Genomic DNA, 26,301 nt, shown 5'->3' on the forward strand with positions numbered 1-26,301 from the left:
GGAGAGGTTGCACCGAGCAAGCAGATAGTTCGAACCACAAGATCGACAAACCAGAAGGGGCAGAGCCGCAACGCTCTGCCCCTTCTTCATGTCAGCTCTTGAGCTTCGTCATTCCAGGATGCGCCGAATGGCGCAGGCCCGGAACCATTGTGCGGCAGAGTCGGTGGAGAAATGGATTCCGGGCTCTCGCTTCGCGAGCCCCGGAATGACGGCTAAGCCACCAGCTCGGCAAACAAGTCGGCGTCGACATTGCCGCCGGAGAGCACGATGACGACGTTCTTCCCGGCAACGTCGAGACGGCCCGCGAGAAGCGCGGCGAGGCCGACGGCGCCTCCGGGCTCCACCACGAGCTTGAGCTCGCGATAGGCGAACGCAACGGCCGCGCCGACTTCCTTGTCCGACGCAGTGACGCCGCGCGCGAGCAGCTTGCTGTTGATCGCAAAGGTCATCTCCCCGGGCATCAAGGCCATCAGCGCATCGCAGATGGTGCGGCCCGCGGGTGCATGCGGCTCGCGGTGGCCGGCGGTGAGCGAAATGCCGTGATCGTCGAATGCCTCCGGCTCGGCCACCACGATCTCGGCGAGCGGATAGCGCGCCTTGACCGCCGTCGCGACGCCCGCGATCAGGCCGCCGCCCGAGGCCGGCGCCACCACGATATCGGGGGCGAGACCGAGCGCCGCCATGTCCTCCGCGATCTCGCGGCCGGCGGTGCCCTGCCCCGCGATCACGAAGGGATCGTCATAGGGCTTGACCAGCGTCGCGCCGCGCTTCTCGGCGATGCCGCGTGAGATCGCCTCGCGGTCGTCGCGGTCGCGGTCGTACAGCACGACCTCGGCGCCGTAGGATTTGGTGCGCTCGCGCTTCGACAGCGGCGCATCCGCCGGCATCACGATGGTTGCCTGCATGTCGAGGATTTTTGCCGCGGCCGCCACGCCCTGGGCGTGGTTGCCCGAGGAGAACGCAACCACGCCGCCGGCGCGCTTGTCCTGCGGGATCGAGAACACCTTGTTGAAGGCGCCGCGGAACTTGAACGAGCCGGTGCGCTGGAGCATCTCCGGCTTCAAGAACACTTTCGCGCCGACGCGCTCGTTGAGCACAGGGAAGGACAACAGCGGGGTGCGGATGGCGAAGGGTGCGATCACGCGCGCGGCGGCATCGATGTCGGCAGGGCCGACCGGGAGGAGCTGTTCGGTCATGGCGGGATGTTATCGCGGCCGATGAGGCCCCTGCAAGACACCTCCGCGCGAGGCTTCTCCCGATCAGGCCACGAAGCGCGGCTGTTCCGCCCCGGGCAGCACCGCGCCAACCGCCCTGATGCTGTCGATAAAGACCCGGGCCGAGGCTTCCCAGGTGTAGTTGGCGGCGAACACGACGCAGTCCTGCCGACAGACGTCGAGCGCGGCGAAGCAGGCACTGCCCAGATCGTGATCGAGCGCGCCGACCGGCGCATCGCCGATCACGTCGCGGGGCCCCTTCACCGGGAAGGCCGCTACCGGCAGCCCGCTGGCGAGCGCCTCCAGCAGGACGAGGCCGAAAGTGTCGGTCTTGCTGGGGAACACGAACACGTCGGCGGCTGCGTAGATGTCCGCCAGCGCCTCGCCGTGCTTCTCGCCGAGGAAGATCGCATCGGGATATGCCTCTTCCAGCGAGGCACGTGCCGGGCCGTCACCGACGATGACCTTGGTGCCGGGCAGATCGAGGTCGAGGAAAGCCTCGAGATTCTTCTCCACCGCGATCCGGCCCACCGACAGGAACACCGGTGCCGGCAGGCAGAGATCGATGGCACGGGGATGGAACAGGCTGGTATCGACCCCGCGCGGCCACAGCATGACATTGTCGAAACCGCGGTCGGTCAGCTCGCCGGCCAGCGCCGGGGTTGCCGCCATCACGGCACGGCTGGGCGCATGGAAACGGCGCAGCGCGTGCCAGATCAGCGAGCCCGGCACCGGCACGCGGGCGCGGACATATTCGGGGAAACGGGTGTGGAAGCTGGTCGTGAACGGCAGCTTGCGCTGGCGGCAATAGCGGCGGACCATCAGTCCGATCGGCCCTTCCGTCGCGATGTGGATGCTGTCCGGGCGCGCTTCCTCGATCAGCCTTGCGATCCGGCCCGGACGCGGCATGGCCAGCCGCACGTCGCGATAGCTCGGCATCGCGAAGGTGCGGAACGATTGCGGCGTCAGGAACGCGAATTCGACGTCGAGCCCTTTGGCGGCGTCGGCAAGCTTGGTCAGCGTCCGAACCACACCGTTGACTTGCGGGTGCCAGGCGTCGGTCGCGACCAGGATGCGCATCATGCGGCTCTTGTCATGCAGCTCTTGCCGCGACCTGCGGGACGGCTGCCGGCTTTTGCAAATGATCCGCCCAGGTGATGATCTCGAAATGGCCGTCGTCATGCTCGACCAGGGCCGTGCAGCTCTCGACCCAGTCGCCGCAATTCATGTAGCGGATGCCGGCCTCGTCGCGGATCACGGCGTAGTGGATGTGGCCGCAGATCACGCCGTCGGCATCGTAGCGCCGCGCCTCGGCGGCGAGCGCCTGCTCGAACGCGCCGATATAGTTGACGGCGTTCTTGACCTTCTGCTTGGCCCATTGCGACAGCGACCAATAGGGCACGCCGAACAGGCGGCGGAAGAAGTTGACGAGGCGATTCATCTGGATCGCGAAGTCGTAGGCCTTGTCGCCGAGATGGGCGAGCCAGCGCGCGTTCTGCACCACGAGATCGAAGATGTCGCCGTGGATGACGAGATAGCGCTTGCCGTCGGTGCCGGTGTGAACCATGTTCTCGACGACGTCGATGCCGCCGAAATGCGTGCCGTAATAGTTGCGCAGGAACTCGTCGTGATTGCCGGGGATGTAGATAATCTTGGCGCCCTTGCGCGCCTTGCGCAAAAGCTTCTGGACGAGGTCGTTATGCGATTGCGGCCAATGCCAGCTCGATTTCAGCGCCCAGCCGTCGACGATGTCACCGACGAGATAGATCGTGTCGGCATCGTGATAGCGCAGGAAGTCGAGCAGGAGATCGGCTTGAGAACCGCGAGCTCCGAGATGAACGTCGGAGATGAACAAGGTGCGAAAGCGCCGCTCCGGGCTCTCGTCACTCACAGCGTAACTTCCCATGCGCCAGCCTGTAACAATGTCCCGTGACAGGGGGATGACCGATTGAACCTTGAGGCACCTCAGATACGAATCAAACTTCGCCTCGCCCTCCCCGCGAATATCAGTCGCATGCGACAATCAGGCGACATGGCGCCGCAGGAGGCGCAAAGGCGGATCGCCTTGTCCCTCCGGGAGTTGTGCGCTCCCTCCCCCGCGTGCGGGGGAGGGTTGGGGAGAGGGTGTTTCACAGGTGGGATTCCCCAAGAGGAGAAAGCCCTCACCCGTCGCGCGGGACGATGCTTCGCATCGCCCGGACGCGCCGACCTCTCCCGCAAGCGCTTGCGGGAGAGGTGAACGAGCCCCGCGTCAGTAGAACCTGTGGAAATGATGGATCGGCCCATGGCCGTGGCCGACGCTGAAGCGGTCGGCGGCGGCGATCGCGGCGCTGATCCAGGCCTTGGCGTTGCGCACGGCGTTTTCCAGGCTCTCGCCCCTGGCCAGCCCCGCCGCGATCGCCGAGGACAGCGAGCAGCCGGTGCCATGGGTGTTGCGGGTGGCGATGCGCGGCGCGGCGAGCGTGATCGTGCTGTCCGCATCGACCAGATAGTCGATGCTCTCCGCGCCCTCGCCATGCCCGCCCTTGACCAGGACGGCGCGGCAGCCGAGCGCCAGCAGGCGGCGTCCCTGGCTTTCGATCTCGGCCTCGCTTGCCGCGACCGGCTCGTCGAGCAGAGCGGCGGCCTCCGGCAGGTTGGGCGTGATCACGGCGGCCAGCGGTATCAGCCTGGTGCGCAGGGCGTCGACGGCTTCGGCGGCCAGCAGGCGGTCGCCGGAGGTCGCGACCATGACGGGATCGAGCACGACGTGCCGGGGCGCCCAGCGCGACAGCGCGGCCGCGATGGCATCGATGCTGGCGACCTGGGCCACCATGCCGATCTTCACCGCGCCAATTTCGAGATCGGAGAACACCGCGTCGATCTGCGCGGCGACGAACTCGGCGGGCACCGCATGAATGCCGGTGACGCCGCGCGTGTTCTGAGCCGTCAGCGCCGTGATCACGGAGGCGCCGTAGACGCCGAGCGCGGCAAAGGTCTTCAGGTCCGCCTGGATGCCAGCGCCGCCGCTCGAATCGGAGCCGGCGATGGTGAGTGCGACCGGGGTCGTCATGACGATTTTCCGCGTTTTCGAGCCATGACCCGTCTTAGCAAGCTCGCGCCGAATCCAGCAAGTTCGCTTGCTAAATCCGGCCGGTTTTGGCCTATTAGCCGGAAGAATACGCTTTCGGAGTGCCCGCGATGGTTCCTTTCTTCGTTCAGATCAAATGCAAGCTCGGCCAGTCCTATACGGTGGCCAATGCGCTTGCCGAAGCCGAGATCGCCTCCGAGATCTACTCCACGGCCGGCCAATACGACCTCCTGGTGAAGTTCTACGTCGACAAGGACACCGACATCGGCCACTTCGTGAACGAGAAGGTGCAGGTGCTGCCGGGCATCCAGGACACCCTCACCATCATCACCTTCAAGGCATTCGGCACCGGCTAGACCTGCAACACCAACGTTGGGTTGGTTGCATCGATGCAAGCCGAGGATGTCACCTCTCCCGAAGGAGAGGTGAACCTCCGCCATCCGATTGAGTTGTACTAGCTCCCCTGCTTGCGCTTCGGCGGCGTCGGCCCCTCCACCGGCGGCAGCGATTTGAGGTACTCCGCCATCGCCGCCAGATCCTCGTCCGGCAATTGCGAGGTGTTCCTGATCACGCGCGTCATCGCGCCGCCGACACTGTCGCCATCCGGCAATTCACCCGTCTTGAGGAAATAGGCGAGATCCTTCGCGCTCCACTCGCCAAGGCGCTTCTGGGTGATGTTCGGAACCCATCCCTCGCCTTCCGGATTGGGACCGCCGGCAAATCGCTGGCTGGCGATGATGCCGCCCAGCGCATTGCGCGGGCTGTGGCATTCGGCGCAATGGCCAAAGCTGTTGACGAGATAGGCGCCGCGATTCCATTGCGGCGACTTGCTGCCGTCGGCAACGAAGGGCTTGCCGTCCATGAACAGGAACTTCCAGATCCCGACGTTGCGGCGAATGTTGAAGGGAAAGCCGACGTCGTGGTCGCGCACCTTGCCCGCAACGGCCGGCAGCGTCTTCAGATACGCAAAGAGATCGAGCACGTCCTCGCGCCTGGCGTGCTGATACGAGGTGTAGGGAAACGCCGGAAAGTAATGCTGCCCGGCCGGCGAGACCCCGTGCATCATCGCGTTGACGAAATCGGCCTCGGTCCATTTGCCGATGCCGTCATTCGGATCCGGCGAGATGTTCGGTGCGTAGAACGTTCCGAACGGCGACTTGATCGCGACACCGCCACCAAGCCTGAGACGATCGGGCTGATTGGGAACGGCATGGCAGGACGCGCAGCCGCCGGCGTTGAACATCACCTCGCCATTGGCGAGATCGGGCACATGGGCCGGCGCCTTGCCCGCGGACGCCACCACCGGCGCGCTGATCCACCAATAGACGCCGGCAGCAGAGACCGCAGCGAGCAGCACCACCAGAATTGTTCGTTGCAACATGCGGACCCATTCACTCGTTGCGGCGAACTTATGACCGATGTCGTCGCGGCTCCAACCACGAAGAATTTAGCCCGCCCTGGCCGGAGACGGGAATAAACTGAAATGCCGGCTGTTGGAAGTTTGGCAGCCCCGTCGGGTTCAACAGGGAGAATGTCATGAACAAATCCGTCATCGCCGTGCTTGCGCTCGGTGCCGTTGTTGTCGCAGGACCGGCCTGCGCCGAAAAACTGAAGGCAACGCTCGACGGCAAGGCCGAGGTGCCCGCAACGACCAGCAGCGGCACGGGAACGGCCGATCTGAACTACGATGCCGCCAGCAAGAAACTGTCCTGGACCGTCACTTATTCCGGCCTCTCCGGGCCAGCCACCGCCGCGCATTTCCACGGGCCTGCCGAGACCGGCAAGAACGCAGGCGTCGCGGTCGCGATCCCCAATGCGAGTTCGAGCCCGGTCAAGGGCGAAGCGACGCTCACGGACGCGCAGGCCGCCGATCTGCTCGGCGGCAAGTACTACATCAACATCCACACGGCGGCGAACCCGGGCGGCGAGATCCGGGGACAGGTGACGAAGTAAGCCTCGAGGCTGCTTCGTCGGCGAAGGCCGGGCGCTGGAGGGGGCGTCCGGCCTTTCGATTCCGGGGGGCGTCAAGCCGCGTTCAGCGCCTGCGCGAGGTCGGCGATCAGGTCCGACGGATTCTCGATGCCGATCGACAGCCGGATGGTGGAATCGAGAACGCCGATCTTGCGGCGGATGTCGGCGGGGACGCCGGAATGCGTCATGGTTGCGGGCAGGCTCGCAAGCGATTCCGTTCCGCCGAGGCTCACCGCCAGCTTGAGGATCTGCAGCGCGTTGAGGAACTTGACCGCCGCCTCCTTGCCGCCTTCGATGTCGAAGGAGAAGGTGGATCCGGCACCGAGACACTGCCTCGCAAACGCGCGCCCGGCCGGCGAGGCCTCCCCGTGATGGCCGAGGTAGTGGACCTTGGCGACCTTCGGATGGTCGCGCAAGAAGTCGGCCACAATGCGCGCATTGTCGTTGGCCTTCTCCATCCGCAGGCTCAGCGTCTCGAGCGAGCGGTTGATCATCCAGCAGGAATGCGGATCGAGCTGGGTCCCGATGGCACCGCGCAATGCCTTGATCCCTTTCATGATCGCCTTCGAGCCGAGCGCGGCGCCCGCGATCAGATCGGAATGACCGCCGACATATTTGGTCAGCGAATACAGCGAGAGGTCCGCACCATGCTCGATCGGCCGCTGAAACACCGGTCCGAGCAGCGTATTGTCGCAGGCGATGATCGGTGTGTGTCCCTGCGCCTTTCCGATCGCGTCGGCAACACGGCGGATCATCGCGATGTCGACCAGGCCGTTGGTCGGATTGGCGGGTGTCTCGATCAAAATCATCGACACCCGCCCCTTGCCCATCGCTTCCTCCGACGCCTGCTTGACTGCGGCCTCGTCGATCCCGTCGGCAAAGCCGACGGCGCCGATCGACAGGCGCGAAAGCGTGTTCGTCAGCAGGGTTTCCGTCCCGCCATAGAGCGGCTGCGAGTGCAGGATGACGTCGCCGGGGCGAACGAAGGCCAGGATCGTGGTCGCGATGGCCGCCATGCCGGATGAGAACAGCGCACAACTCTCGGTGCGCTCGTAGATCGCGAGCCTGTCCTCGACGATTTCGCTGTTGGGATGATTGAAGCGCGAATAGACGAGGCCTGCGCCCATGCCTTCCGGCGGCTCGCGCCGGCCGGCGACGTAATCGAAGAAATCCTGCCCGTCCTCGGCGGTCTTGAACACGAAGGTGGAGGTCAGGAACACCGGCGGCTTGATGGCGCCTTCCGACAATTGCGGATCATAGCCATAGGTCAGCATCAGCGTTTCCGGATGCAGCATATGGTTGCCGATATGGGTCTTCGACGGGAACGGTTTTGCCATGGCCTGTCTCGCTGTTGATTCAGGTGCCGCGGAACTCCTGATGTCATGAAGCAGTCGGGAAAGAGATGCGCCAACTCGCACCAACGCCGCGGCCGTTGGCGCAAAGATAGCCACTCCGACAGCGATCCGTCAGACCTTGCGGACAGAAAAAGGGCGGTTGCCTTCGCAACCGCCCTTCGATTCCAGTAGATGGGATAAAGGGCCCGCCTCAGCCGTTCTTCACGCGATAAGTCTCGTGGCAACCGCCGCATTCCTTGCCGATGGCAGGCAACGTCGCCTTGAGCGAATCGAGGTCCTTGATCTTGCTCTTGGCTTCGCCGACGACCTTGGCGAAGCTCGCGACCTTCGCATCGAAGCCGGCCTTGTCCTCCCAGATCTTCGGCGAAGCGCTGTAGTCGCCGTCGAGCTTCACGCCCTTGGCGCTGGCCGGAAACAGGTTCGGCAGCTTCTTGGCGGTATCCTCGAACTGCGCCAGCGCGCTGTTCACCGTGGCCTGGTCGTAGGGCTTCTCGCCCTTGACCATCGCCGACATCGCGCCCGCGTTCTTGCCGTTGCCTTTCATCAGGGACTGGACCTCCTTGAGGGAATCCTGCTGCGCCCAAACCGCACCCATGCCGAGCAGCAGCGCGCCCCCAACAACCAACATTCGCTTCATTCGCAAAATCCTTCTCCTGATGCAGGATCGTGCCGACCCCTCAATGGGCCAACACCGTTTGGCAGATTTCATTCCATCCAGAACGAGACGACAGATCGTCGCGCTCCGGATGATTGTTGAGGACGATCTCCCCGCAAACGCGTTCCGCGTTTGCTTGGTATCATAGGCTGTGGCGGCGATGGTGCTCGTTGATTGCGATCCACACCCGCTCCGGCGTTGCCGGCATGTCGATGTGGTCGATCTTGTATTCCCGCCAGAGCGCGTCGACGATGGCGTTGACGATCGCCGGGCAGGAGCCGATCGCGCCGGCCTCGCCCGCCCCCTTCACCCCCATCGGATTGGTCTTGCAGGGAACGTTGTGGGTCTCGAACACGAACGCCGGCCCGTCCGCCGCGCGCGGCAGCGCGTAGTCCATGAAGGTTGCGGTGATCAGCTGCCCGTCGGTCGCGCCATACACCACCTGCTCCATCAGCGCCTGGCCGATGCCCTGCATGGCGCCGCCATGCACCTGTCCCGCCAGCAGCAGCGGATTGAGCGTCTTGCCGAAATCGTCGACGATCACGTAGTTGACGATCTTGATGATGCCGGTGGCCGGATCGATCTCGACCTCAGCGACATGGGTGCCGTTCGGATAGGTGCCGTCGGCGCTGGCAAAGGTCGCGCTGCCGTTCAGCTTCGATGGATCCACGCCCGGCCGCTTGGCGACATCAGCGAACGAGATCGAGCGGTCGGTGCCGGCGATGCGGACCACGCCCTCGGAGATCTCGAGGTCGCCGGCGCTGGCTTCCAGCGCCTGCGCCGCGATCTCCTTCAGCTTCTGGCCGAGCTCGCGCGTGGCACGTTCGACGCTGACGCCGCCCGAGGGAATCGAGGCCGAGCCGCCGGTGCCGAGGCCCGTTGCGATCTCGTCGGTGTCGCCCTGGTGGATGTGGACGCGCTCGGGCGCGACGCCGAACTGCTCGGCGACGATCTGCGCATAGGCGGTCTGGTGCCCCTGCCCGCTCGATTGCGTGCCGATCAGGACGGTGACGTCGCCATTGGGATCGAGCCGCACATTGGCGGTCTCCTCGCCCATGGTGCCGCACACCTCGACATAGCTCGCAAGGCCAATGCCGCGGATCAGGCCGTGCTTCTTGGCGAGCTTCGCGCGCTTGGGAAACTCCTTCCACTCGGCGACCTCCATCGCGCGCTTCAGATGCGCGGCGAAGTCGCCGGAATCGTAGACCTTGCCGGTCGCGGTCTTGTACGGCAGCGCCTTCGGCTGGATGAAGTTCTTGCGGCGGACCGCGTCCGGCGTCATGTCGAGTTTTCGCGCGCAAGCATCGACCAGACGCTCGATGACGTAGGCGGCCTCAGGACGGCCCGCACCGCGATAGGCGTCGACCGGAACGCTGTTGGTGAAGATGGTGCGCACCCGGCAGTGGAACGCCTGGATGTCATAGAGGCCCGGCAGCATGCCGGCGCCGCCATGCGGGATGTAGGGCCCGAAGGTGGACAGATACGCGCCCATGTCGCCCATCAGGTCGCAATCCATCGCCAGGAACTTGCCGTCCTCGGCGAGCGCCATCTTCGCGGTGGTGACGTTGTCGCGACCCTGCGCGTCGCCCATGAAATGCTCGGTGCGGTCGGCCGCCCATTTCACCGTCTTCTTCAGTTTCTTGGCCGCGACCGCCATCAGGGCGTATTCGCGGTACGGAAACAGCTTCGTACCGAACCCGCCGCCGACGTCGGGGCAGATCACCCGCATCTTGTCGGTGGGGATGTTGAGCACGTTCTGGCACAGGATGTCGCGCAGGCGGTGGCTGCCCTGGCTGCCGACGGTCAGCGTCAGATGGTCGCGCTTGGCGTCATATTCGCACACCGCCGCGCGCGTCTCCATGAAGCTCGCGACCACGCGCGGATTGACGATCGAGATTTCGGCCACCGCATGTGCCTTGGCGAAGGCGGCTTCCGTCGCAGCCTTGTCGCCGATCGAGACGTCGAACAGCACGTTGCCGGGCTTGTCCGGCCAGACCAAGGCTGCGCCCTTCTTCACGGCGTTGACGACGCCGGTCACCGCCGGCAGCGGGCTCCATTTGACCTCGATCGCCTCGATGGCGTCGCGGGCCTGGTCGATGGTCTCGGCGACCACGAAGGCGATGGCATCGCCGACATGGCGCACCTCGTCCTTGGCGAGGATCGGGTAAGGCGGTCCGGTGAAGGGATCGGTCTCGAGGTTGAACAGGCAAGGCAGATTGCCGAGATCCGCAACATCCTCGGCGGTCAGGATCAGCGCGACGCCGGGGAGCCCGCGGGCCCGGCTCGCATCGATGGTGTATTTGGCATGCGCATGCGGCGAGCGCAGCATCAAGCAGCGGAGCGCAGCCTGCGGCGCGTAATCGTCGGTATAGCGGCCCTTGCCGCGGATGAGCGCGTCATCCTCCTTGCGCAGCACGCTTTGGCCAACGCCGAACTTGATGGGAGCAGCCATTTTGTCTTCCCGTTCTCATGGTTGTTTTGCCGGCATATTGCCGTGGAAAAACTGGCAAGGCAAACGGGTTGGCAATAAAAACTAGCCGCGCACCAGCGAGACCAGCCAGTTGCGGCCGAACAGCGCGAGGATTGCGAGCGCGTAAACGATGGTACCCCCGACGGCGAGCAGGACCAGCGTCGCTTCGTCCCGGAAGGCGTGCACGGAGGCAAGAGCGGCCGGGCTGAAGCGCGCGATCAACCAGAAGGCGGCGGCCAGGATGAGGCCGGTCAGCAGGAATTTCGCGAGCGACATCAGCCAGGCCCGGTCCGGAACGAGGAAGCCCCGCCGCACTGCGAAGAACAGCACCAGCAGGAGATTGGTCCAGACGCCGACGGCGGTTGCGAGCGCGAGGCCGATCTGGGCGAGCGATCCCATCAATGCGATTTTCAGCGCGACGTTGACGGCGATGCCGGTCAGCGACGCCCGAACCGGCGTTGCCGTGTCCTTGCGCGCATAGAAGGTCGCGACCGCGCTGCGGATCAGCACAAACGGGATCAGCCCGATGGCATAGGCCGCGAGTGTGCCGCCGGCGGCGACGGCATCGGCCTTCGAGAATGCGCCGCGGGCGAACAGCGCACGCATGATCTCGTCGGGCACGGTGAGGAAGGCCGCCACGAACGGTATCGAGAACAGCAGCGTGAAATCGAAGGCGCGACGCTGCGCCTTCATCGCGCCGTCATGGTCGTTGGCGGTAATCCGCCGCGACATCTCCGGCAACAGCACCGTGCCTATGGCGATGCCGATGACGCCGATCGGCAGCTGGTTGAGACGGTCGGCATAGTAGAGCGCCGACAGCGCGCCCGCGGGCAGGAACGTCGCAATGATTGTGTCGGCGAACAGCGCCACTTGCGTGCCCATCGAACCCAGCGTCGCGGGTCCGAGCGCCTTGAAGAAGCCGCGGACGTCTTCGTCGAGCTTCAGCGGTGCAAAGCGCGGCAGGCCACCATGGCGGGCGAGATCGCCCGCGAGCAGGAAATATTGCAGGAAGCCGGAAATGAGTACGCCCCAGGCCGCGGCGTGGCCTGCGGTCGGGAACCAGGCGGCGAGCGCCAGCGTCATCATCATCGCGACATTGAGAAAGATCGAGGCCGCCGCCGCGCTGGCAAAGCGCTGCATCACGTTGAGCATGCCGCCGTAGAGCGTCACCAGCGTGATCAAGAGCAGATAGGGAAAGGTGATCCGGGTCAGCTCGATCGCGAGCTTGCGTTGCTCGGCGTCGTCACTGAAGCCCGGTGCGAGGATGCTCATGGCCTGCGGCATGAACAGCCAGGCGACGATCAGCAGCACCACCTGCGAGGCCAGGAGCAGCGTGAAGATGCGGTCTGCGAACAGGCTTGCCGCCGCCTCGCCCTTCTCGCCATGGACATGGGCATAAGCGGGCACCCAGGCCGCGTTGAAGGCGCCCTCGGCGAAGATCGCGCGGAAATGGTTGGGCAGCCGCAGCGCCACGAAAAAGGCATCGGCGACAGGGCCGGCGCCGAGGATCGCCGCGAGCATGATGTCGCGGGCAAATCCCGTCACTCGCGAGAGCAGCGTATAGCCACCAACCGTGAAGATGCGTCCGAGCATGCGGACTCTTCTAGAGGCTTATCGGGCCGCCGATAAGGCTTTGAACGACCATGAGATCAAAAAAGAGGCTCGCTCGGTGTCCACCTCTCCTCGACGGGGAGAGGTCGGATTGCGCAGCAATCCGGGTGAGGGGCTGCAGCATTCAGTGAGATTGTAACCCCTCACCCGGATCGCATCTTCGATGCGATCCGACCTCTCCCTTCGGGAGAGGTGAGAGGCAAATCAGCCCGCGAGCGCGCCGCGGACGGCGGCGATGATTCGCTCCTGGTCGGCTTCGGTCACATAGGCGTGCATCGGCAGGCTGATGACGTCCTGCGACAGGCTCTCGCAACCCGGCAGCCCGCCTTCTGCGACCGGATGATGCTTGTAGGCGGTCTGCTGATGCATCGACTTGCCGTAATAGATCGCCGTCGGCACACCCTGGGCCTTCAGCGCGGCAGCAAAGCCGTCGCGGTCGGTCCCCTCAGGCAGACGGATGGTGTACTGCGCCCAGACCGAGGTACTGCCGGGGCTGAGGCGCGGCACGGTGACCACATTGGACAGACCACGGGCGTAGCGCTCCGCGACCTTGTTGCGTGCGGCGATCTCGTCGTCAAAAATCTTCAGCTTCTCGATCAGCACCGCGGCCTGCATGGTGTCGATCCGGCCGGTCAGGCCGAGACGGACATTGTCGTATTTGTCCACGCCCTGCCCGTGCACGCGGATGCTGCGCAGCGTAGCGGCAAGCTCGTCGTCATCGGTGAAGATCGCCCCGCCGTCGCCGAAGCAGCCGAGCGGTTTTGCCGGGAAGAAGCTGGTCGCCGTGGCATGCGCGAGCGTGCCGAGCTTGCGGCCCTTGTAGCTCGCGCCAAACGCTTGCGCGGCGTCGTCGAGCACGAACAGGCCTTCGGCCTTGGCGATCTCGGCGATGGAATCATGATCGGCCGGCTGGCCGAACAGGTCGACCGGAATCACCGCGACGGGCTTGAGGCCGGCCTTGCGGGCAGTCGCAATGCCGCGCTTCAGCGACTCCGGGCTCATGTTGAAGGTCGCCTCGTCCACGTCGACATAAACGGGCGTCGCGCCGGTCCGCGCCACCGGCGAGGCGGTCGCGATGAAGGTGAAGGATGGGCACAGCACGGCATCGCCGGGCCCGACATTCTTCGCCATCATCACCATCAGGATCGCGTCGGTGCCGCTGGCGCAGCCGATCACGTGCTTGGCGCCGCAATAGGCCGCGAGCTGCTTCTCGAGCTCGAAGACCTCGGGTCCGTTGACGAACTGGCAATGGTCGAGCACGCGCTTGACGGCCGCATCGAGCGAGGCCCCGAGCCGGCGCCGCTGCGCGCCGACGTCGATGAAGGGAATGGGGTCGGAACGCAGATGCTGGTTCATGGCGCCTTGCACTTTTGGAGTCGTCGACATGGAGAGGGATCAGACGGCGACGCGGCGCGGAGCCTTCCGGGCGGGCGCGGTGGCCGCAGGCCGCGACGGTGTCTCCAGGCATTGCGTGGCGATCTCGAGGCTGGCGACGCCCTCGTCGCCGGTCACCGCCGGCGTCTCGCCGTTACGCACGGCCTTCAGGAACGCGATCAGCTCGGCGCGCAGCGGCTCATCGTGGCCGACAGGCAGATGCCGCATCGAGTAGCTGCCGTCCGGCTTGAAGCCGAAGCATTCGGTGACCTGGCGCGTGAGCAGATCGCCCATCACGTATTTGCCGCGGGTCGCGACTGTGACGCTGCGTGCCTTGAACGGCGTCAGCCAGTTGGTGTTGATGTGGGCGAGCACGCCGTTGGCGGTGCGGAACTGCAGGAGCGCGATGTCCTCGCGCTCGGCGACGGCGCTCGACAGCTGCGGCTGCACTTCGACGATGTCGGATTCGGTGAACCAGCGGATCAGATCGATGTCGTGCACGGCGAGGTCGATGACGACGCCGACATTGGACATGCGCGGCGGGAACGGGCCGACGCGCGTGATCGCGATGGAGAGAATGTCCTCACCCGCGATGGCCTGCTTGACCGCGGCGACAGCCGGATTGAAGCGCTCGACATGGCCGACCATCAGCGTCACGCCGGCCTTCTGCGCGGCGGTGACGATCTCGCGGCCCTCTGCCACCGTGGACGCGATCGGCTTCTCGACCAGCACGTGGATGTTCTTGGCGATGCAGGCGAGCGCGACCTCGTGATGCAGATGGGTGGGCGCCGCGATGGTCACGGCGTCGACGCCTTCGGCGAAGAGCTGATCGAGCGTCTCGAAGCTTTCGCAATTGGTCAGTTCCGTTGCCCGCGCACGATGTGCCGGCGAGGGATCGACGACGCCGACGAGGCTGACGCCGGGAAGTCCCGCAAGCACGCGCGCGTGGTTGCTGCCCATCACGCCGGCACCAATGACGCCGACGCGCAAGCCGGCCTTCGCCGGTGCAGATCCTTTGGAACTCATCTGAGCAAACCCCGATTCAACCCAAATCCCCGGCGCCTCTCCTAGCACGACCGCCACATTTGTGGCGAATGTGGAGCTGGCAACCCGGACACGATTTGATTCAAAAAGTTACACGTTCCCCGGGCCTTAAGCCGCAAAAGATACCGCCTTCGCGGCCCGGGTCGCGTGATTCGGAGCTTGCTGGTTACGACCTTTGATAGTCGTCTTCAATCCGGATGATGTCGTCTTCCCCGAGATAAGAGCCGGTCTGGACCTCGATCAGCTCCAGCTGGATCTTGCCGGGGTTCTCCATCCGGTGGACGGCGCCCATCGGGATGTAGATCGACTCGTTCTCGTGCACCGTTTTCACGGCCTCGTTGACGGTGACCTGGGCCGTGCCCCGCACCACGATCCAGTGCTCGGCACGATGATGGTGCTTCTGCAGCGACAGGCGCCCGCCCGGCTTCACCACGATGCGCTTGACCTGGTGGCGCTCGCCATTGTCGACGGACTGATAGCTGCCCCAGGGCCGGTGCACCTTCAGATGCTCCTCGGTGACCTTCGGTGCGACCGCCTTCAGCTTCGTCACCAGGCGCTTCAGGCCGTTGGCATCCTTCTGGCGCGAGACCAGGATCGCGTCCGCGGTGGCGACCACGACGAGATCGTCGACGCCTTCGAGCGCGACCAGCGCGGAATCGGTGGTGACGTTGCAGTTGCGGGAATCCTCGAACACGGCGGTGCCGTGCGCCGCATTGCCTTGCGCATCCTTCTCCGACAACTCCCACACCGCGAGCCAGGAGCCGACGTCGGACCAGCCGCACGACACCGGCACCACGGCGGCGCGCGAGGTCTTCTCCATCACCGCATAGTCGATCGAGATCGCCTTCGCCGCGCCGAACGCCTCGGGCTCCAGCGTGACGAAGCCGAGATCGCGGCCGGCATTGCTGACCGCGCTCGTGACGGCCTCGACGCTCGCGGCATCGACCTTGCGATATTCGTCGAGCAGCACAGCGGCCGGGAACATGAAGTTGCCGCTGTTCCAGAGATAGCCCGAATTGACGTAGTCGGATGCCTTCACCGCGTCCGGCTTCTCGACGAAGCGCGTGACCGCATGCACTTCGCCGGAGATCACCTCACCCGGATTGATGTAGCCGTATTCGGTCGCCGGCCGCTCCGGCTTGACGCCGAAGGTGACGATGCGCCCGGCGCTCGCGGCGGTGAGGCCCTCGCGGCAGGCCGCGACGAAGGCGGCATTGTCCTGCACCACGTGGTCGGCGGCGAGCGCGAGCACGATCGCTTCACTGTCGCGGTTCTGCGCGAACACCGCGCCCGCCGCGATCGCGGGGCCGGAATCGCGCCGCATCGGCTCGAGGATCACGTCGGCCTCGATGCCGATCTCGGCGAGCTGCTCCAGCACCATGAAGCGATAGGACGCATTGGTGATGACGATCGGACGATCGAACAGCGAGGGATCCGACACGCGCAGCAGCGTGTCCTGGAAGGTCGAGCGCGTGCCGAACAGCGGCAGGAATTGCTTGGGGCGAACCTCGCGCGAAGCGGGCCACAGCCGCGTGCCGGCACCGCCGCACATGATCAGGGGGATTATGCGTTTGTCCATCGTGATCTCAAACCTTGAAGTAGTCCCGATACCAGGTGACGAAATTATGGACCCCATGCTCGATCGGCGTTGACGGTGCAAAGCCGGTGTCTCGCATCAAATCCTCGACATCCGCGAACGTTTCCCGCACATCTCCCGGCTGCATCGGCAGCAATTCTTTGATCGCCGTCCGGCCCAGCTCCCGCTCCAGAAGACCGACGACGTGCATCAGTTCCTCCGGATGGTGGTTGCCGACATTGTAGAGCTTAAACGGCGCATTTGCGGCAGCCGGATCGTCCGCAGGCACAAGATCGATCAGCTTGGATACGACGCGGGTCACGTCATCGATATAGGTGAAGTCGCGACGCATCTTGCCATGGTTAAAGAGCCGGATCGGCTTGCCCGCCATGATGGCGTTCGCGAACAGAAACATGGCCATGTCGGGCCGGCCCCACGGGCCATAAATGGTGAAGAAGCGCAGCCCCGTGACCGGCAGGCGGTAGAGATGGCTGTAGGACTGCGCCATCACCTCGTTCGCCTTCTTGGTCGCGGCATAGAAGCTCACGGGATGATCGGTGCGATCCGCAACCGCAAATGGCAGTTTTGTGTTGGCGCCATAAACGGAGGATGACGAGGCGTAGACGAGATGACGACAGCCGTTGTTGCGACAGCCCTCCAGCACGTTGAGAAAGCCCTGGAGATTGGAATCGGCATAGGCGTGCGGCTGCTCGATCGAGTAGCGCACGCCGGCCTGCGCCGCGAGATGCACGACTTTGGCAAAACGATGTTGCGCAAACAGCGCCGCCATCGCCTCGCGGTGGGCGAGGTCGGCCTCGACGAAGGAGAAGCCGGAGCAGCCCCTGAGCAGCGCCAGGCGCGCTTTCTTCAGCGCCGGATCGTAATAGCTGTTGAGATTGTCGAGCCCGACGACGGGACGGCCTTCGCCCAGGAGCTGCCGGGCGACGTGAAAGCCGATGAAGCCGGCGGCACCCGTGACCAAAATCGCCTGATCCGTCATCCTGTTCCCCGGGGTCCCTGGCCCGGTCCTGTTTAGCCGCCAGCTCGATCGGGTCGCAATAGGCTCGCCGCCCTCCTCACAACGCCCCAACGACGGCTATTGCAAGATCGGCGCCAAGACCATACCAAAGCGGCCGAATTCGGCGCCTCGCGTCGGGTTGCCTCAAATCTTCGCAAACCCTGTTCATGCGGACGAGATGCGCCGAATCCTGTTGTCGACGGCCAAGGTCATGATTTCCGCGGCGCTGCTCTATCTGGCGCTGCGCAAGGTCGACCTGTCCGAATTGTTTTCGCGCTTCACCGCGACCAGCCTGTTCTGGATCGGCGTCGCGATCGCGGTCGCGTTCCTGCAGATCTTCGTCGGCGTGCTGCGCTGGCGCCAGATCAGCGCCGTCTGCGGCGCGCCGCTCGAGCTCGGCCGCGCCATGCGCTACAACGTGATCGGCTCGTTCTTCAACCAGACCCTGCCGTCCGCGATCGGCGGCGATGCGGTCCGGCTGTGGCTGGTCGCGCGAGCCGGAGCCGGCTGGCGTGCGGCGACCTACTCGATCTTCGTCGACCGCGCGATCGGCCTGATCGCGCTCGCGATCGTGATCGTTGCCAGCCTGCCCTGGAGCTACACCCTCATCACCGATCCGCACGGGCGGTCGGCCCTGCTGCTCATCGACCTCCTGGCGCTCGCCGGCGGCCTCGGCTTTCTGATTTTCGGCATGCTGAAATGGCCCTGGCTGAAGACCTGGTGGGCCACGCATCACATCCACGCCTGCGCCGCGATCGCCAATCGCGTGATCTTCAGCCGCACCCGCGGGCCGATCGTCGCGATCCTGTCGGTCCTCGTTCACGTGCTGGCCGTCGTCATCGCCTGGTGCGTCGTGCAGTCGATCGCGGCCCCGGTTCGCTTCAGCGACGTCTTTCTGCTGGTGCCGCCGGTGATGCTGATCACGATGATGCCGATCTCGATCGCCGGCTGGGGCGTGCGTGAAGCCACGATGAGCCTTGCGTTCGGCTTCGCGGGACTTGCCGCCAATGAGGGCGTCAACGTCTCGCTGCTGTTCGGCGCCGTGTACTTCATCGTCGGCGCAGTCGGCGGCCTGGTCTGGATCCTCAGCGCGGAGAAGGCCGCGCAAGGGGCGGCCCCGATTGGAGTGCCGGAGTGAGCTCGGCCGCCGAAGCGTTCGCCGGCGCATCCTTGCTGCTTGCCGTTGCGATCGCCGCGCTGATCTCGGCGCTCGTCACCTGGACCAGCCGTCCCCTGCTCCAGCGCTACGCACTGGCGCGGCCGAACGCGCGGTCCTCACATCGCATCCCGACCCCGCAGGGCGCGGGCATCGCGGTGATCGCCGCGACTCTGATCGTCGCCTCGCTCTGGGCCGCCTGGGCGAACGTCGCTATCCCGCCGGTACTGATCGGCGCGACGGTGCTGATCGCGCTGGTCGGGTTTGCCGACGACATAAAGTCGCTGCCGGTGATCGTGCGGCTGGCGCTGCAGGCGGCCTGCGTCGGCGCTGTGGTATTCACCGCGCCCGAGACCGCGCGGATCGTGCCGGCGCTGCCGCTTCCGCTCGAGCGCGGCCTCATCGTCCTTGCCGGCGTCTGGTTCGTGAACCTCGTCAACTTCATGGACGGGCTCGACCTGATGACGGTGGCGGAAGTCGTGCCGGTCACCGCTGCGCTGCTGCTGCTGGGAATGCTCGGGGATCTCTCGTGGCCGGCCGTGCTGATCGCCACCGCGCTGTGCGGCGCCATGCTCGGCTTTGCGCCGTTCAACCGTCCGGTCGCAAAAGTCTTCCTGGGCGATGTCGGCAGCCTGCCGATCGGCCTCTTGCTCGGCTGGTGCCTGCTGGAGCTCGCCTTTCGGGGGCAGACGGCCGCGGCGCTGCTGTTGCCCGCCTACTATCTTGCGGATTCCACCATCACGCTGTTCCGACGCATCATCAGGCGCGAACCGTTCTGGTCGGCACACCGCACGCACTTCTATCAGCGCGCAACCGACAACGGGTTCACGGCCAAGCGGGTGGTCGGCGAGGCATTCGCGCTCAATCTCGTGCTGGCATTGCTCGCCATCGCCACCGTTCGCGCCGGTTCGATGGCGATCACGATCGTCGCCATGTTCGCTGGCGCGGGCGCGGTCACACTCGTGCTGCGGCGTTTCTCCCGCGCTCAGGCGTCCTGAGTCGACAGCGCTAGCCGCAACCCCTCGTCCAGTGAGACCGGCGGCCGCCAGCCGGTCGCGAGCGCCTTGGAGATGTCGAGCTCGAGCGAGCCGATCAGGCCGTCATGAATATCCTGCCGGCCCATCGCGCGGAGGACCGCGCTGAGCAGCTTTGGCGGTATGCCGAACAGCCGGGCGCGCTTGCCGGCGGCTCGCGCCAGGCGTTCGATGAATTCAGGCGTCGAGATCCGCTCCCGGTCGGCCAGCAGGAAGATCTCGAAATTGCTTCCCGGTTCGGAATGGCCGAGCCGATGCAGGATGAACGACGACAGGTTCTGCACGGAGAGAAAGTTGCGGCGATTGCGGATCGCCGCGAGGGGCAGCGGCAGTCCCAGCCTCACCGCGCGCGTCAGCAGCGCGAAGTTGCCCTTGGCGCCCCTGCCATAGATCAGAGGCGGCCTGATCACCGAGATTTTCATGTCGCTGTCGCGCGCCAGCGTCCGCAAGCCCGCCTCGGCCTCCGCCTTGGATGTGCCGTAGAGGCCACTCGGCGTCGGAACATCGTTCTCGCGGAACGGCGCACGGTCTTCATTGCTGCGGCCGTGAACGAGAACGGTGCTGATGAAGATGAACTGGCGCACGCCGGCCGTCGCCGCACAGCGCGCCAAATGCAGTGTGCCATCGACATTGACGTCGCGATAGAGCTGGACCGCGTGCTCCTCGTTCTTGTAGTGCACGCGCGCGGCGAGATGGACGACGGCGTCAACGCCTTCAAGCGCGGCCTGCCAATCGGTTTCGGGGCCGATCGATTCGACCAGGACCTCGCCGTCGGTCCCATCCGCGCTGCGCACCGCGCGGCGAACCGACCACCCCGCCCGCGTCAGCGCGGGCACGATATGGCGGCCGAGGAACCCGCTCGCCCCCGTCACCAGCGCGACCGGCTTTGTCTCGCTCATCGTTGCTCCGCCAGAGCCGCGTTGTGCGACAATCCGCCGACCGGAGCGGCACAGGCGACGACGATCTTGCCTCGGGGCTGCATGGTCAGGCCGCGGTCGACCCGAATTCGGGCACCGCATCCTTCAGGATCGTCCTGATGGTGGCGCGATCGTCGCGGGCGATCGCCTGCTCCAGCGCAGCAATCCATTTGCGCAGCGTCTGCATCGGCGGCTCCTTCGGCTGCGCGGCCATGATGCCGGCAACGCCGATCTCGCGGGTCGGCTCCTCGGAGGCGAACAGGATCTCGTGCAGCCGCTCGCCCGGCCGCATGCCGGTGAACACGATCTCGATGTCGTAGCCCGGCTGCAGTCCGGAAAGGCGGATCATGCGCTCGGCGAGATCGACGATCTTGACCGGCTGGCCCATGTTGAGCACGTAGACCGAAACGTCGGGACGCTGCGTTCCGAGCGCATGCGTGGCCGCGGTGATGACGAGATCGCAGGCCTCGCGGATGGTCATGAAGTAGCGGACCATGTCGGGATGCGTCACCGTCACCGGGCCACCGGCCTCGATCTGCGCCTTGAACTTCGGCACCACCGAGCCGTTCGAGGCCAGCACGTTGCCGAACCGGACCGAGATCAGCCGCATCGGCGGATTGGCGCCGCCGCTGCCTGCGGCAAGCTCGTGATCGAGCGCCTGGCAGTACATCTCCGCAAAGCGCTTGGTCAGGCCGAGCATCGATACCGGCTCGATCGCCTTGTCGGTCGAGATCATCACCATCGCCCCGGCGCCGGACGCCACGGCGGCATCCGCAACGTTGATCGAGCCGAAGATGTTGGTCTTGACGCCTTCGCTCCAGTCGCGTTCGAGGATCGGAACGTGCTTGAGCGCCGCGGCATGGAACACGATGTCCGGCTTGAACTCCGCCATCAGGCGCATGATGCGCTCGCGGTCGCGAATGTCGGCGATCCGCCCTTCGATCGCGGCTGCCGCCCCCCGCGCGGCGAGCGCTTCCGTGATCGCGTAGAGCGCCGGCTCGGAGTTCTCCACGATCAGGAGCCGCGCGGCGCCGAAGGCGACGACGCGCTCGCAGATCTCCGAGCCGATCGAGCCGCCGCCGCCGGTGACGATCACGGCCCTGCCGTTGATCAGCGCCTCCAGGCGCGCGTAGTCGATCGTCTCGCTCGGCCGCAGCAGGAGGTCCTCGACCGCGACCGCGGTGAGCCGCGGCGTGTCGCCGCTCTCCAGCGAGGGCATGCGGTTGACGATCACACCTAGCTTGCGTGCCCGCATCAGGATCGATTCCGGGTGCGCTTCCGGCTCGAATGCCGACGGCGTCATGATGAGGCGCGCGATCGCCTTGTTGCGCTTGGCGAAGTCCGCGATGACGTCCTCGACGTCGTCGATGCCGCCCAGCACCGGCAGGTTACGGATGAACTGTCCGCGATCCGCCATCGAGGGCGATAATACGCCAACGGGCCAGATGTGCTTGATGGCCCCGCTCTCGATGCCGCGCAGCAGCACCTCCGCATCCGCGGCTCGGCCGATCAGCAGCGTCGGGGCGGCATCGTTGCCCTTCGCGTGACGCCGTACCCGCGTATAGCGGAAGTAGCGATAGGCCATGCGCAGCGCGCTGAGGAAGGTGATCTCCAGGAACCAGTAGAGAACGATCGTCACCTTGCCGAGGAAAAAGGCGCCGCGGACGTTGGGAGCGACGAAGATGTAGTCGAGCACGAGCAGGGCGACAGTGAGCACGGTCGCCGCGCGGATGATGTTCAGCGCATCCGGCAGCGAGATGAAGCGCCACTTCGTCGTGGTCAGGTTCAAGACGAAGAACACGACCACGCTGAAGGCCAGAAAATAGGGCAGGATCTGGAACAGCAGCGGCAGGCGCTCGAAGAAGTCTTCGCCACCCTCGAATCGCAGATAGAAGGCGGCAAAAAGCGCGGCCGTGGTCGCCAACAGGTCGTGGAGCGCGATCAGGAAATTGCGCAAGGTAAGATGCGAAAGACGCGTCATCCGCCGACCGATGAAAACCCAATTAGTTGCAACCTGACCGCGCTGATACTCCATCTGGACAAGACTTGCCAGCCGCGCGACCGCTCAGGAACCGGCTTCCCTCATCTTCGCCTCGACCTGTTGTGCCCGGACCACCATGCCGCCGGCAACGCCGACGCCGATGACGTACATCCAGCCCTCGTGGAAGTCGAACAGATGCGAGTTGAACAGCGAGGTGAAGACGTTCTGCACCACGACCAGGAGCCCGATCCAATTGGCAAGCCCGTCGCCGCGAAACAACAGCAGATGCAGGATCCAGATCGTGTAGAGAACGGCGACGCCGATCAAACCCCATTGCACGGCAACATTCAACGTCTGATTGTGGGGGTTGCCGATCACTTCGGCTGACGCCTTGTGCTGACTGCCGGGCGTCGCGACGCGCTCGAACAATCCACGCGTCGAGCCCGTGCCGTGTCCTGCGATCGGCGCCTCCGCGAAGAAGCCGAGCGACTTCCGCCAGAATTCGAGCCGCAGGCCCAGCGAGGTCGCCTCGCCCCTTTCCACATAGCGCGTGTAGTCGTTCGTAAACCTCTCGGCAGTATGGCGCAAATGCGGCGAGACCTGCCAGGCGAGAAAGGCGCCGGCGAGCAGCGCGGCGGCGACGATCGCAATGCTGCGCCACCTGAGGTGAAGCAACGCGAACACGCCGAACATGATCGGAATGGTGACGAGCGCGGTGCGCGACACCACCACGAAGGCCATGTTGACGAAAAAGCTCAGCGCAAGCGTCGTGAGCAGCCCGGCGAACCAGTATCGCTTCTCGCGCAACAGCATCACGATCGGATAGGCGAGCGCGACGGCGCAGAGCGTGAATTCCTGGCTCTGGTCGATGTAGTTCTTGACGAAGATGCCGCGCTCGATGGCGTCGGTCTTGAGCGTGAGGTTCGGATAGAAGGCAACCAGCCAGGACATCACCGACAACAGGGCGCAGGACACCAGGAAGGCGACGAAGACCCACGGGCCCCGCGGCGAGCGCTCGAAATGATAGAGCAGGACCGGCAGCACGAGCAGCTTGACGGTTGGGTTGACCGCATAGAAGCGCGCCCCCCAGGCCGCGTCCGACCATAGCGTCCCGACCAGCGCGAGCAGCACCAGCGCGATCGGCGCCACACAGATCGGACGCTTCAGCGATTGCAGGAAGGCACGGACGTCGAGGAACGGCACCATGCAGAGCAGCATCAGCGCGTTGAATATCCCCGCAAGCGAGGTCGACCAGGGCAGCGAGGCCGCCGTCAGGATCGCAAACAGGTCGACCGTCTCGCGCCAGGCTGCCGGACTGCGCACGCGCCGCCGCAACACCTCGCCGGGAGTCTCCCGGACAAGCGCCGTCACTTGCTCCCTCCCCGGGCGCGATGAACCAGCGCCGTCGTGCTGAAGCCCTGGAGGATGTCGACCAGCACGACCGTTCCGCCCGCGGCCTCGACGACCTCGTGGCCGACGACCTGCTCGCGGGTGTAGTCGCCGCCCTTCACCAGCACGCCGGGCTTGATCCTGGTGATCAGGTCGATCGGCGTGTCCTCCGCGAAGACGACGACGAGATCGACGGCCTCCAACGCGGCGAGCACCTCGGCGCGCGCGCGCTCGTCCTGCACCGGACGATCGGCACCCTTCAGCCGCCGCACCGAGGCGTCGCTGTTGAGCCCCACGATCAGGCGATCGCAGGCGGCGCGCGCCGCGGTCAGCACCTTGACGTGACCGGGATGGAGGATGTCGAAACAGCCATTGGTGAAGCCGACGCGCTGGCCTTGCCTCTTCCATTCGGCGAGCTGGGCATCGAGTGCGGCCGGATCGAGCACGATCTTCTCCTCGGCCGCGAGCGTGGCATGCGGCAGGATCTTTCGCCGCAGCTCGGCCGCGCTCACACTGGCGGTGCCCTGCTTGCCGACGGCGACGGCGGCGGCGGCATTGGCCACGCGCAGCGCCGTATCCCAGTCCGCGCCGGCCGCAAGCGATACCGCGAGCGCGGCGGCGACGGTGTCGCCGGCGCCGGAGACGTCGCGCACCTTCACCGGGAAGGCCGGAACGTGAACGGCCCCGCCATTGCGCGGCACCAGCGTCATGCCGTGCTCGCCCTGCGTGACCAGGATCGCCTCGCAATCGGCGAGCCGCATCACGTCCTCGCTGGCCTCGACGATGTTCTGCACCGTCTCGGCACGGCTGCGGGTCGCTTCCGAGAATTCCTTGCGGTTGGGCGTGAGCAGCGTGGCGCCGCGATAGATCGCCCAGTTCAGGCTCTTGGGATCGACGACCACGGGCTTGCCGAGCTTGCGCGCGGCATCGATGGTGTGGCGGATCACGCGCGCGGTCAGCACGCCCTTGGCGTAGTCGGACAGCAGCACGATGTCGGCACGAGCGATCTGCGGCAGGATCGCGTCGATCAATTTCGCTTCGATGTCATCGGAAGCAGGCGCCGCCTGCTCCCAATCCGCGCGCAGCATGTGCGTGGAAAAATGCTCGGAGACGAAGCGGGCTTTTCGTGTGGTCGGCCGCGACGGATCGCACACCAGCACGCTTTCGATGCCGGCCTGCTCACCCAGCGCCGACGCCAGCCGCTTGCCCGCATCGTCCTCGCCGACGAGGCCGATGAAGATGCAGCGCGCGCCGAGCGAAACGACATTGCGCGCGACGTTGCCGGCGCCGCCGATGTGAATCTCGCTGCGCTGGGCGGCGATGACCGGCGTCGGCGCTTCCGGCGAGATCCGCGACACCTCGCCATAGACGAACTCGTCCAGCATGATGTCGCCGATGCAGAGCACCGTGCGGCCTGAGATCGTTTGTGCGAGTGCGTCGAAATCGAGAATGGGCGTCGCCATGATCAAAGGCCTCAGCGGAAGCGGTCGGGCCGGTCGAGATAATCCCCGACATAGGCTTTCACCGCGTCCTCGAGCGTCGCGAAGCCGCCGTTATAGCCGGCGCGGCAGAGGCGATCGACCTCGCTCTGGGTGAAGTACTGGTAGCTGTTGCGGATGCTCTCGGGCATGTCGATGTATTCGATGTTGGGCCTGGTGCCGAGCGCGGCGTAGGCAGCCAGCATCAGATCCCTGAAGCTGCGCGCCTTGCCGGTGCCGACATTGAAGATGCCGGACACCGACGGCGTCGCCAGCAGCCACATGACGACGCGCACGACGTCGTCGACATAGATGAAATCGCGGCGCTGGTCGCCGTCTTCGATGCCCGCGCGATGCGACTTGAATAGCTGCACGACGCGGCCCGCTTTGACGTCGTCGAAGCGCCGCGCCAGCACGCTCATCATCGAGCCCTTGTGGTATTCGTTGGGCCCGAACACGTTGAAGAACTTCAGCCCGGCCCATTGCGGCGGCAGCGGATCGCCGTTCGCCACGCGCCCGGCGACCGCGAGATCGAACATGTGCTTGCTCCAGCCGTAGAGATTCATCGGCCGCAATTTCTTCAGTGCCGGTAGCGAAGCGTCGTCGCCAAAGCCTACCTCGCCGTCGCCATAGGTCGCCGCCGAGGATGCATAGATGAACGGCACCGCGTTCATCGTGCACCAGTCCAGAAGGCGCATCGACAGGCGGAAATTGGTCTCGAACACGAGGTCGCCGTCGGTCGCGGTGGTTGCGGAGATGGCCCCGAGATGGATCATGGCGTCGAGCTTGCGGCCCTTCAGCCAGTCGGACAGCTCGGCCGGGGGAACGATATCCACAAGCTGCCGCTTGGCGAGGTTGCGCCACTTGCCCTCGGTGCCGAGCAGGTCGCAGACCACGACGTCGCTGCGGCCGGCCGCGTTCAGCGCGGCCACGACATTCGATCCGATAAAACCGGCCCCGCCGGTCACCAGCAACATTCCAACTACCT

22 protein-coding genes are annotated in these 26,301 nt (G+C 65.4%); 4 read left to right on the forward strand and 18 right to left on the reverse strand.

What is annotated here, in order from left to right; translation table 11 throughout:
• Positions 1-212: 212 nt before the first annotated feature.
• From ACSHT2_RS10750 to thiD, 4 genes are all read right to left on the reverse strand, one after another.
• Positions 213-1,196 (reverse strand): threonine/serine dehydratase, encoded by a 984-nt coding sequence (locus tag ACSHT2_RS10750; RefSeq protein WP_319329839.1) that lies wholly within the window; start codon positions 1,194-1,196, stop codon positions 213-215.
• Positions 1,197-1,259: 63 nt separating this feature from the next.
• On the reverse strand, positions 1,260-2,294 hold the full coding sequence (locus tag ACSHT2_RS10755) for a glycosyltransferase family 4 protein (protein WP_440642814.1): 1,035 nt from the start codon (positions 2,292-2,294) through the stop codon (positions 1,260-1,262).
• A 13-nt stretch (positions 2,295-2,307) separates the two neighbouring features.
• Positions 2,308-3,120, reverse strand: coding sequence for a UDP-2,3-diacylglucosamine diphosphatase (locus ACSHT2_RS10760; protein ID WP_440641540.1), 813 nt, complete (start codon positions 3,118-3,120; stop codon positions 2,308-2,310).
• A 345-nt stretch (positions 3,121-3,465) separates the two neighbouring features.
• The gene (thiD, locus tag ACSHT2_RS10765; RefSeq protein WP_440641541.1) at positions 3,466-4,266 is read right to left on the reverse strand and encodes a bifunctional hydroxymethylpyrimidine kinase/phosphomethylpyrimidine kinase; all 801 of its coding nucleotides are present in this window, start codon (positions 4,264-4,266) and stop codon (positions 3,466-3,468) included.
• Between the two features lie 128 nt (positions 4,267-4,394).
• On the opposite strand from thiD, the gene ACSHT2_RS10770 reads away from it, so the two are divergent.
• A complete protein-coding gene (locus tag ACSHT2_RS10770; RefSeq protein ID WP_018642903.1) occupies positions 4,395-4,640 on the forward strand; it encodes an Lrp/AsnC ligand binding domain-containing protein in 246 nt (81 codons plus the stop codon).
• Between the two features lie 98 nt (positions 4,641-4,738).
• Here ACSHT2_RS10770 and ACSHT2_RS10775 read toward each other — a convergent pair whose 3' ends face one another.
• Complete coding sequence (locus ACSHT2_RS10775; protein WP_440641542.1) at positions 4,739-5,665, reverse strand: c-type cytochrome; 927 nt, start codon at positions 5,663-5,665, stop codon at positions 4,739-4,741.
• Positions 5,666-5,820: 155 nt separating this feature from the next.
• Here ACSHT2_RS10775 and ACSHT2_RS10780 point away from each other — a divergent pair, with 155 nt between their 5' ends.
• Positions 5,821-6,237: a CHRD domain-containing protein gene (locus ACSHT2_RS10780; protein ID WP_440641543.1), complete on the forward strand. Its 417-nt coding sequence runs from the start codon at positions 5,821-5,823 to the stop codon at positions 6,235-6,237.
• 71 nt (positions 6,238-6,308) lie between these two features.
• Here the strand turns inward: ACSHT2_RS10780 and ACSHT2_RS10785 are convergent, their stop codons facing one another.
• From ACSHT2_RS10785 to ACSHT2_RS10820, 8 genes are all read right to left on the reverse strand, one after another.
• A complete protein-coding gene (locus tag ACSHT2_RS10785) occupies positions 6,309-7,592 on the reverse strand; it encodes a cystathionine gamma-synthase family protein (RefSeq protein WP_440641544.1) in 1,284 nt (427 codons plus the stop codon).
• Between the two features lie 208 nt (positions 7,593-7,800).
• Positions 7,801-8,247, reverse strand: a complete 447-nt coding sequence (locus tag ACSHT2_RS10790) for a c-type cytochrome (protein ID WP_440641545.1) — start codon at positions 8,245-8,247, stop codon at positions 7,801-7,803.
• A gap of 160 nt (positions 8,248-8,407) precedes the next feature.
• Positions 8,408-10,717 (reverse strand): xanthine dehydrogenase family protein molybdopterin-binding subunit, encoded by a 2,310-nt coding sequence (locus ACSHT2_RS10795; protein ID WP_440641546.1) that lies wholly within the window; start codon positions 10,715-10,717, stop codon positions 8,408-8,410.
• Between the two features lie 81 nt (positions 10,718-10,798).
• Positions 10,799-12,328, reverse strand: coding sequence for a murein biosynthesis integral membrane protein MurJ (gene murJ, locus ACSHT2_RS10800; RefSeq protein WP_440641547.1), 1,530 nt, complete (start codon positions 12,326-12,328; stop codon positions 10,799-10,801).
• 222 nt (positions 12,329-12,550) lie between these two features.
• Positions 12,551-13,702 carry a DegT/DnrJ/EryC1/StrS family aminotransferase gene (locus tag ACSHT2_RS10805; RefSeq protein ID WP_440641548.1) on the reverse strand — a complete coding sequence of 384 codons (1,152 nt, stop codon included), beginning with the start codon at positions 13,700-13,702 and terminating at the stop codon, positions 12,551-12,553.
• 39 nt (positions 13,703-13,741) lie between these two features.
• Positions 13,742-14,746, reverse strand: coding sequence for a Gfo/Idh/MocA family oxidoreductase (locus ACSHT2_RS10810; protein WP_440641549.1), 1,005 nt, complete (start codon positions 14,744-14,746; stop codon positions 13,742-13,744).
• A gap of 184 nt (positions 14,747-14,930) precedes the next feature.
• A complete protein-coding gene (locus ACSHT2_RS10815) occupies positions 14,931-16,343 on the reverse strand; it encodes a mannose-1-phosphate guanylyltransferase/mannose-6-phosphate isomerase (RefSeq protein ID WP_440641550.1) in 1,413 nt (470 codons plus the stop codon).
• A gap of 7 nt (positions 16,344-16,350) precedes the next feature.
• A complete protein-coding gene (locus ACSHT2_RS10820) occupies positions 16,351-17,340 on the reverse strand; it encodes an SDR family NAD(P)-dependent oxidoreductase (protein WP_440641551.1) in 990 nt (329 codons plus the stop codon).
• Between the two features lie 196 nt (positions 17,341-17,536).
• Between ACSHT2_RS10820 and ACSHT2_RS10825 the strand changes: the two genes are divergently transcribed.
• Positions 17,537-18,496: a lysylphosphatidylglycerol synthase transmembrane domain-containing protein gene (locus ACSHT2_RS10825; protein ID WP_319329866.1), complete on the forward strand. Its 960-nt coding sequence runs from the start codon at positions 17,537-17,539 to the stop codon at positions 18,494-18,496.
• On the forward strand, positions 18,493-19,512 hold the full coding sequence (locus tag ACSHT2_RS10830) for an MraY family glycosyltransferase (RefSeq protein ID WP_440641552.1): 1,020 nt from the start codon (positions 18,493-18,495) through the stop codon (positions 19,510-19,512). The genes ACSHT2_RS10825 and ACSHT2_RS10830 overlap by 4 nt, the downstream gene beginning before the upstream one ends.
• Here ACSHT2_RS10830 and ACSHT2_RS10835 read toward each other — a convergent pair.
• The 5 genes from ACSHT2_RS10835 to rfaD form a co-directional block, all read right to left on the reverse strand.
• A complete protein-coding gene (locus ACSHT2_RS10835) occupies positions 19,500-20,447 on the reverse strand; it encodes an NAD-dependent epimerase/dehydratase family protein (RefSeq protein ID WP_440641553.1) in 948 nt (315 codons plus the stop codon). The two genes, ACSHT2_RS10830 and ACSHT2_RS10835, sit on opposite strands and share 13 nt — an antisense overlap.
• A gap of 85 nt (positions 20,448-20,532) precedes the next feature.
• Positions 20,533-22,446 (reverse strand): SDR family NAD(P)-dependent oxidoreductase, encoded by a 1,914-nt coding sequence (locus ACSHT2_RS10840; RefSeq protein ID WP_440641554.1) that lies wholly within the window; start codon positions 22,444-22,446, stop codon positions 20,533-20,535.
• An 84-nt stretch (positions 22,447-22,530) separates the two neighbouring features.
• Positions 22,531-23,817, reverse strand: a complete 1,287-nt coding sequence (locus tag ACSHT2_RS10845; RefSeq protein WP_440641555.1) for an O-antigen ligase family protein — start codon at positions 23,815-23,817, stop codon at positions 22,531-22,533.
• A complete protein-coding gene (rfaE1, locus tag ACSHT2_RS10850) occupies positions 23,814-25,298 on the reverse strand; it encodes a D-glycero-beta-D-manno-heptose-7-phosphate kinase (protein ID WP_440641556.1) in 1,485 nt (494 codons plus the stop codon). Before rfaE1 ends, ACSHT2_RS10845 begins: the two co-directional genes overlap by 4 nt.
• Before the next feature lie 11 nt (positions 25,299-25,309).
• Positions 25,310-26,290 (reverse strand): ADP-glyceromanno-heptose 6-epimerase, encoded by a 981-nt coding sequence (rfaD, locus tag ACSHT2_RS10855; protein WP_440641557.1) that lies wholly within the window; start codon positions 26,288-26,290, stop codon positions 25,310-25,312.
• Between the last annotated feature and the right edge of the window lie 11 nt (positions 26,291-26,301).

This window comes from Bradyrhizobium sp. PUT101 (genome assembly GCF_052043945.1).
In the GTDB taxonomy this organism is placed as follows: Bacteria; Pseudomonadota; Alphaproteobacteria; order Rhizobiales; family Xanthobacteraceae; genus Bradyrhizobium.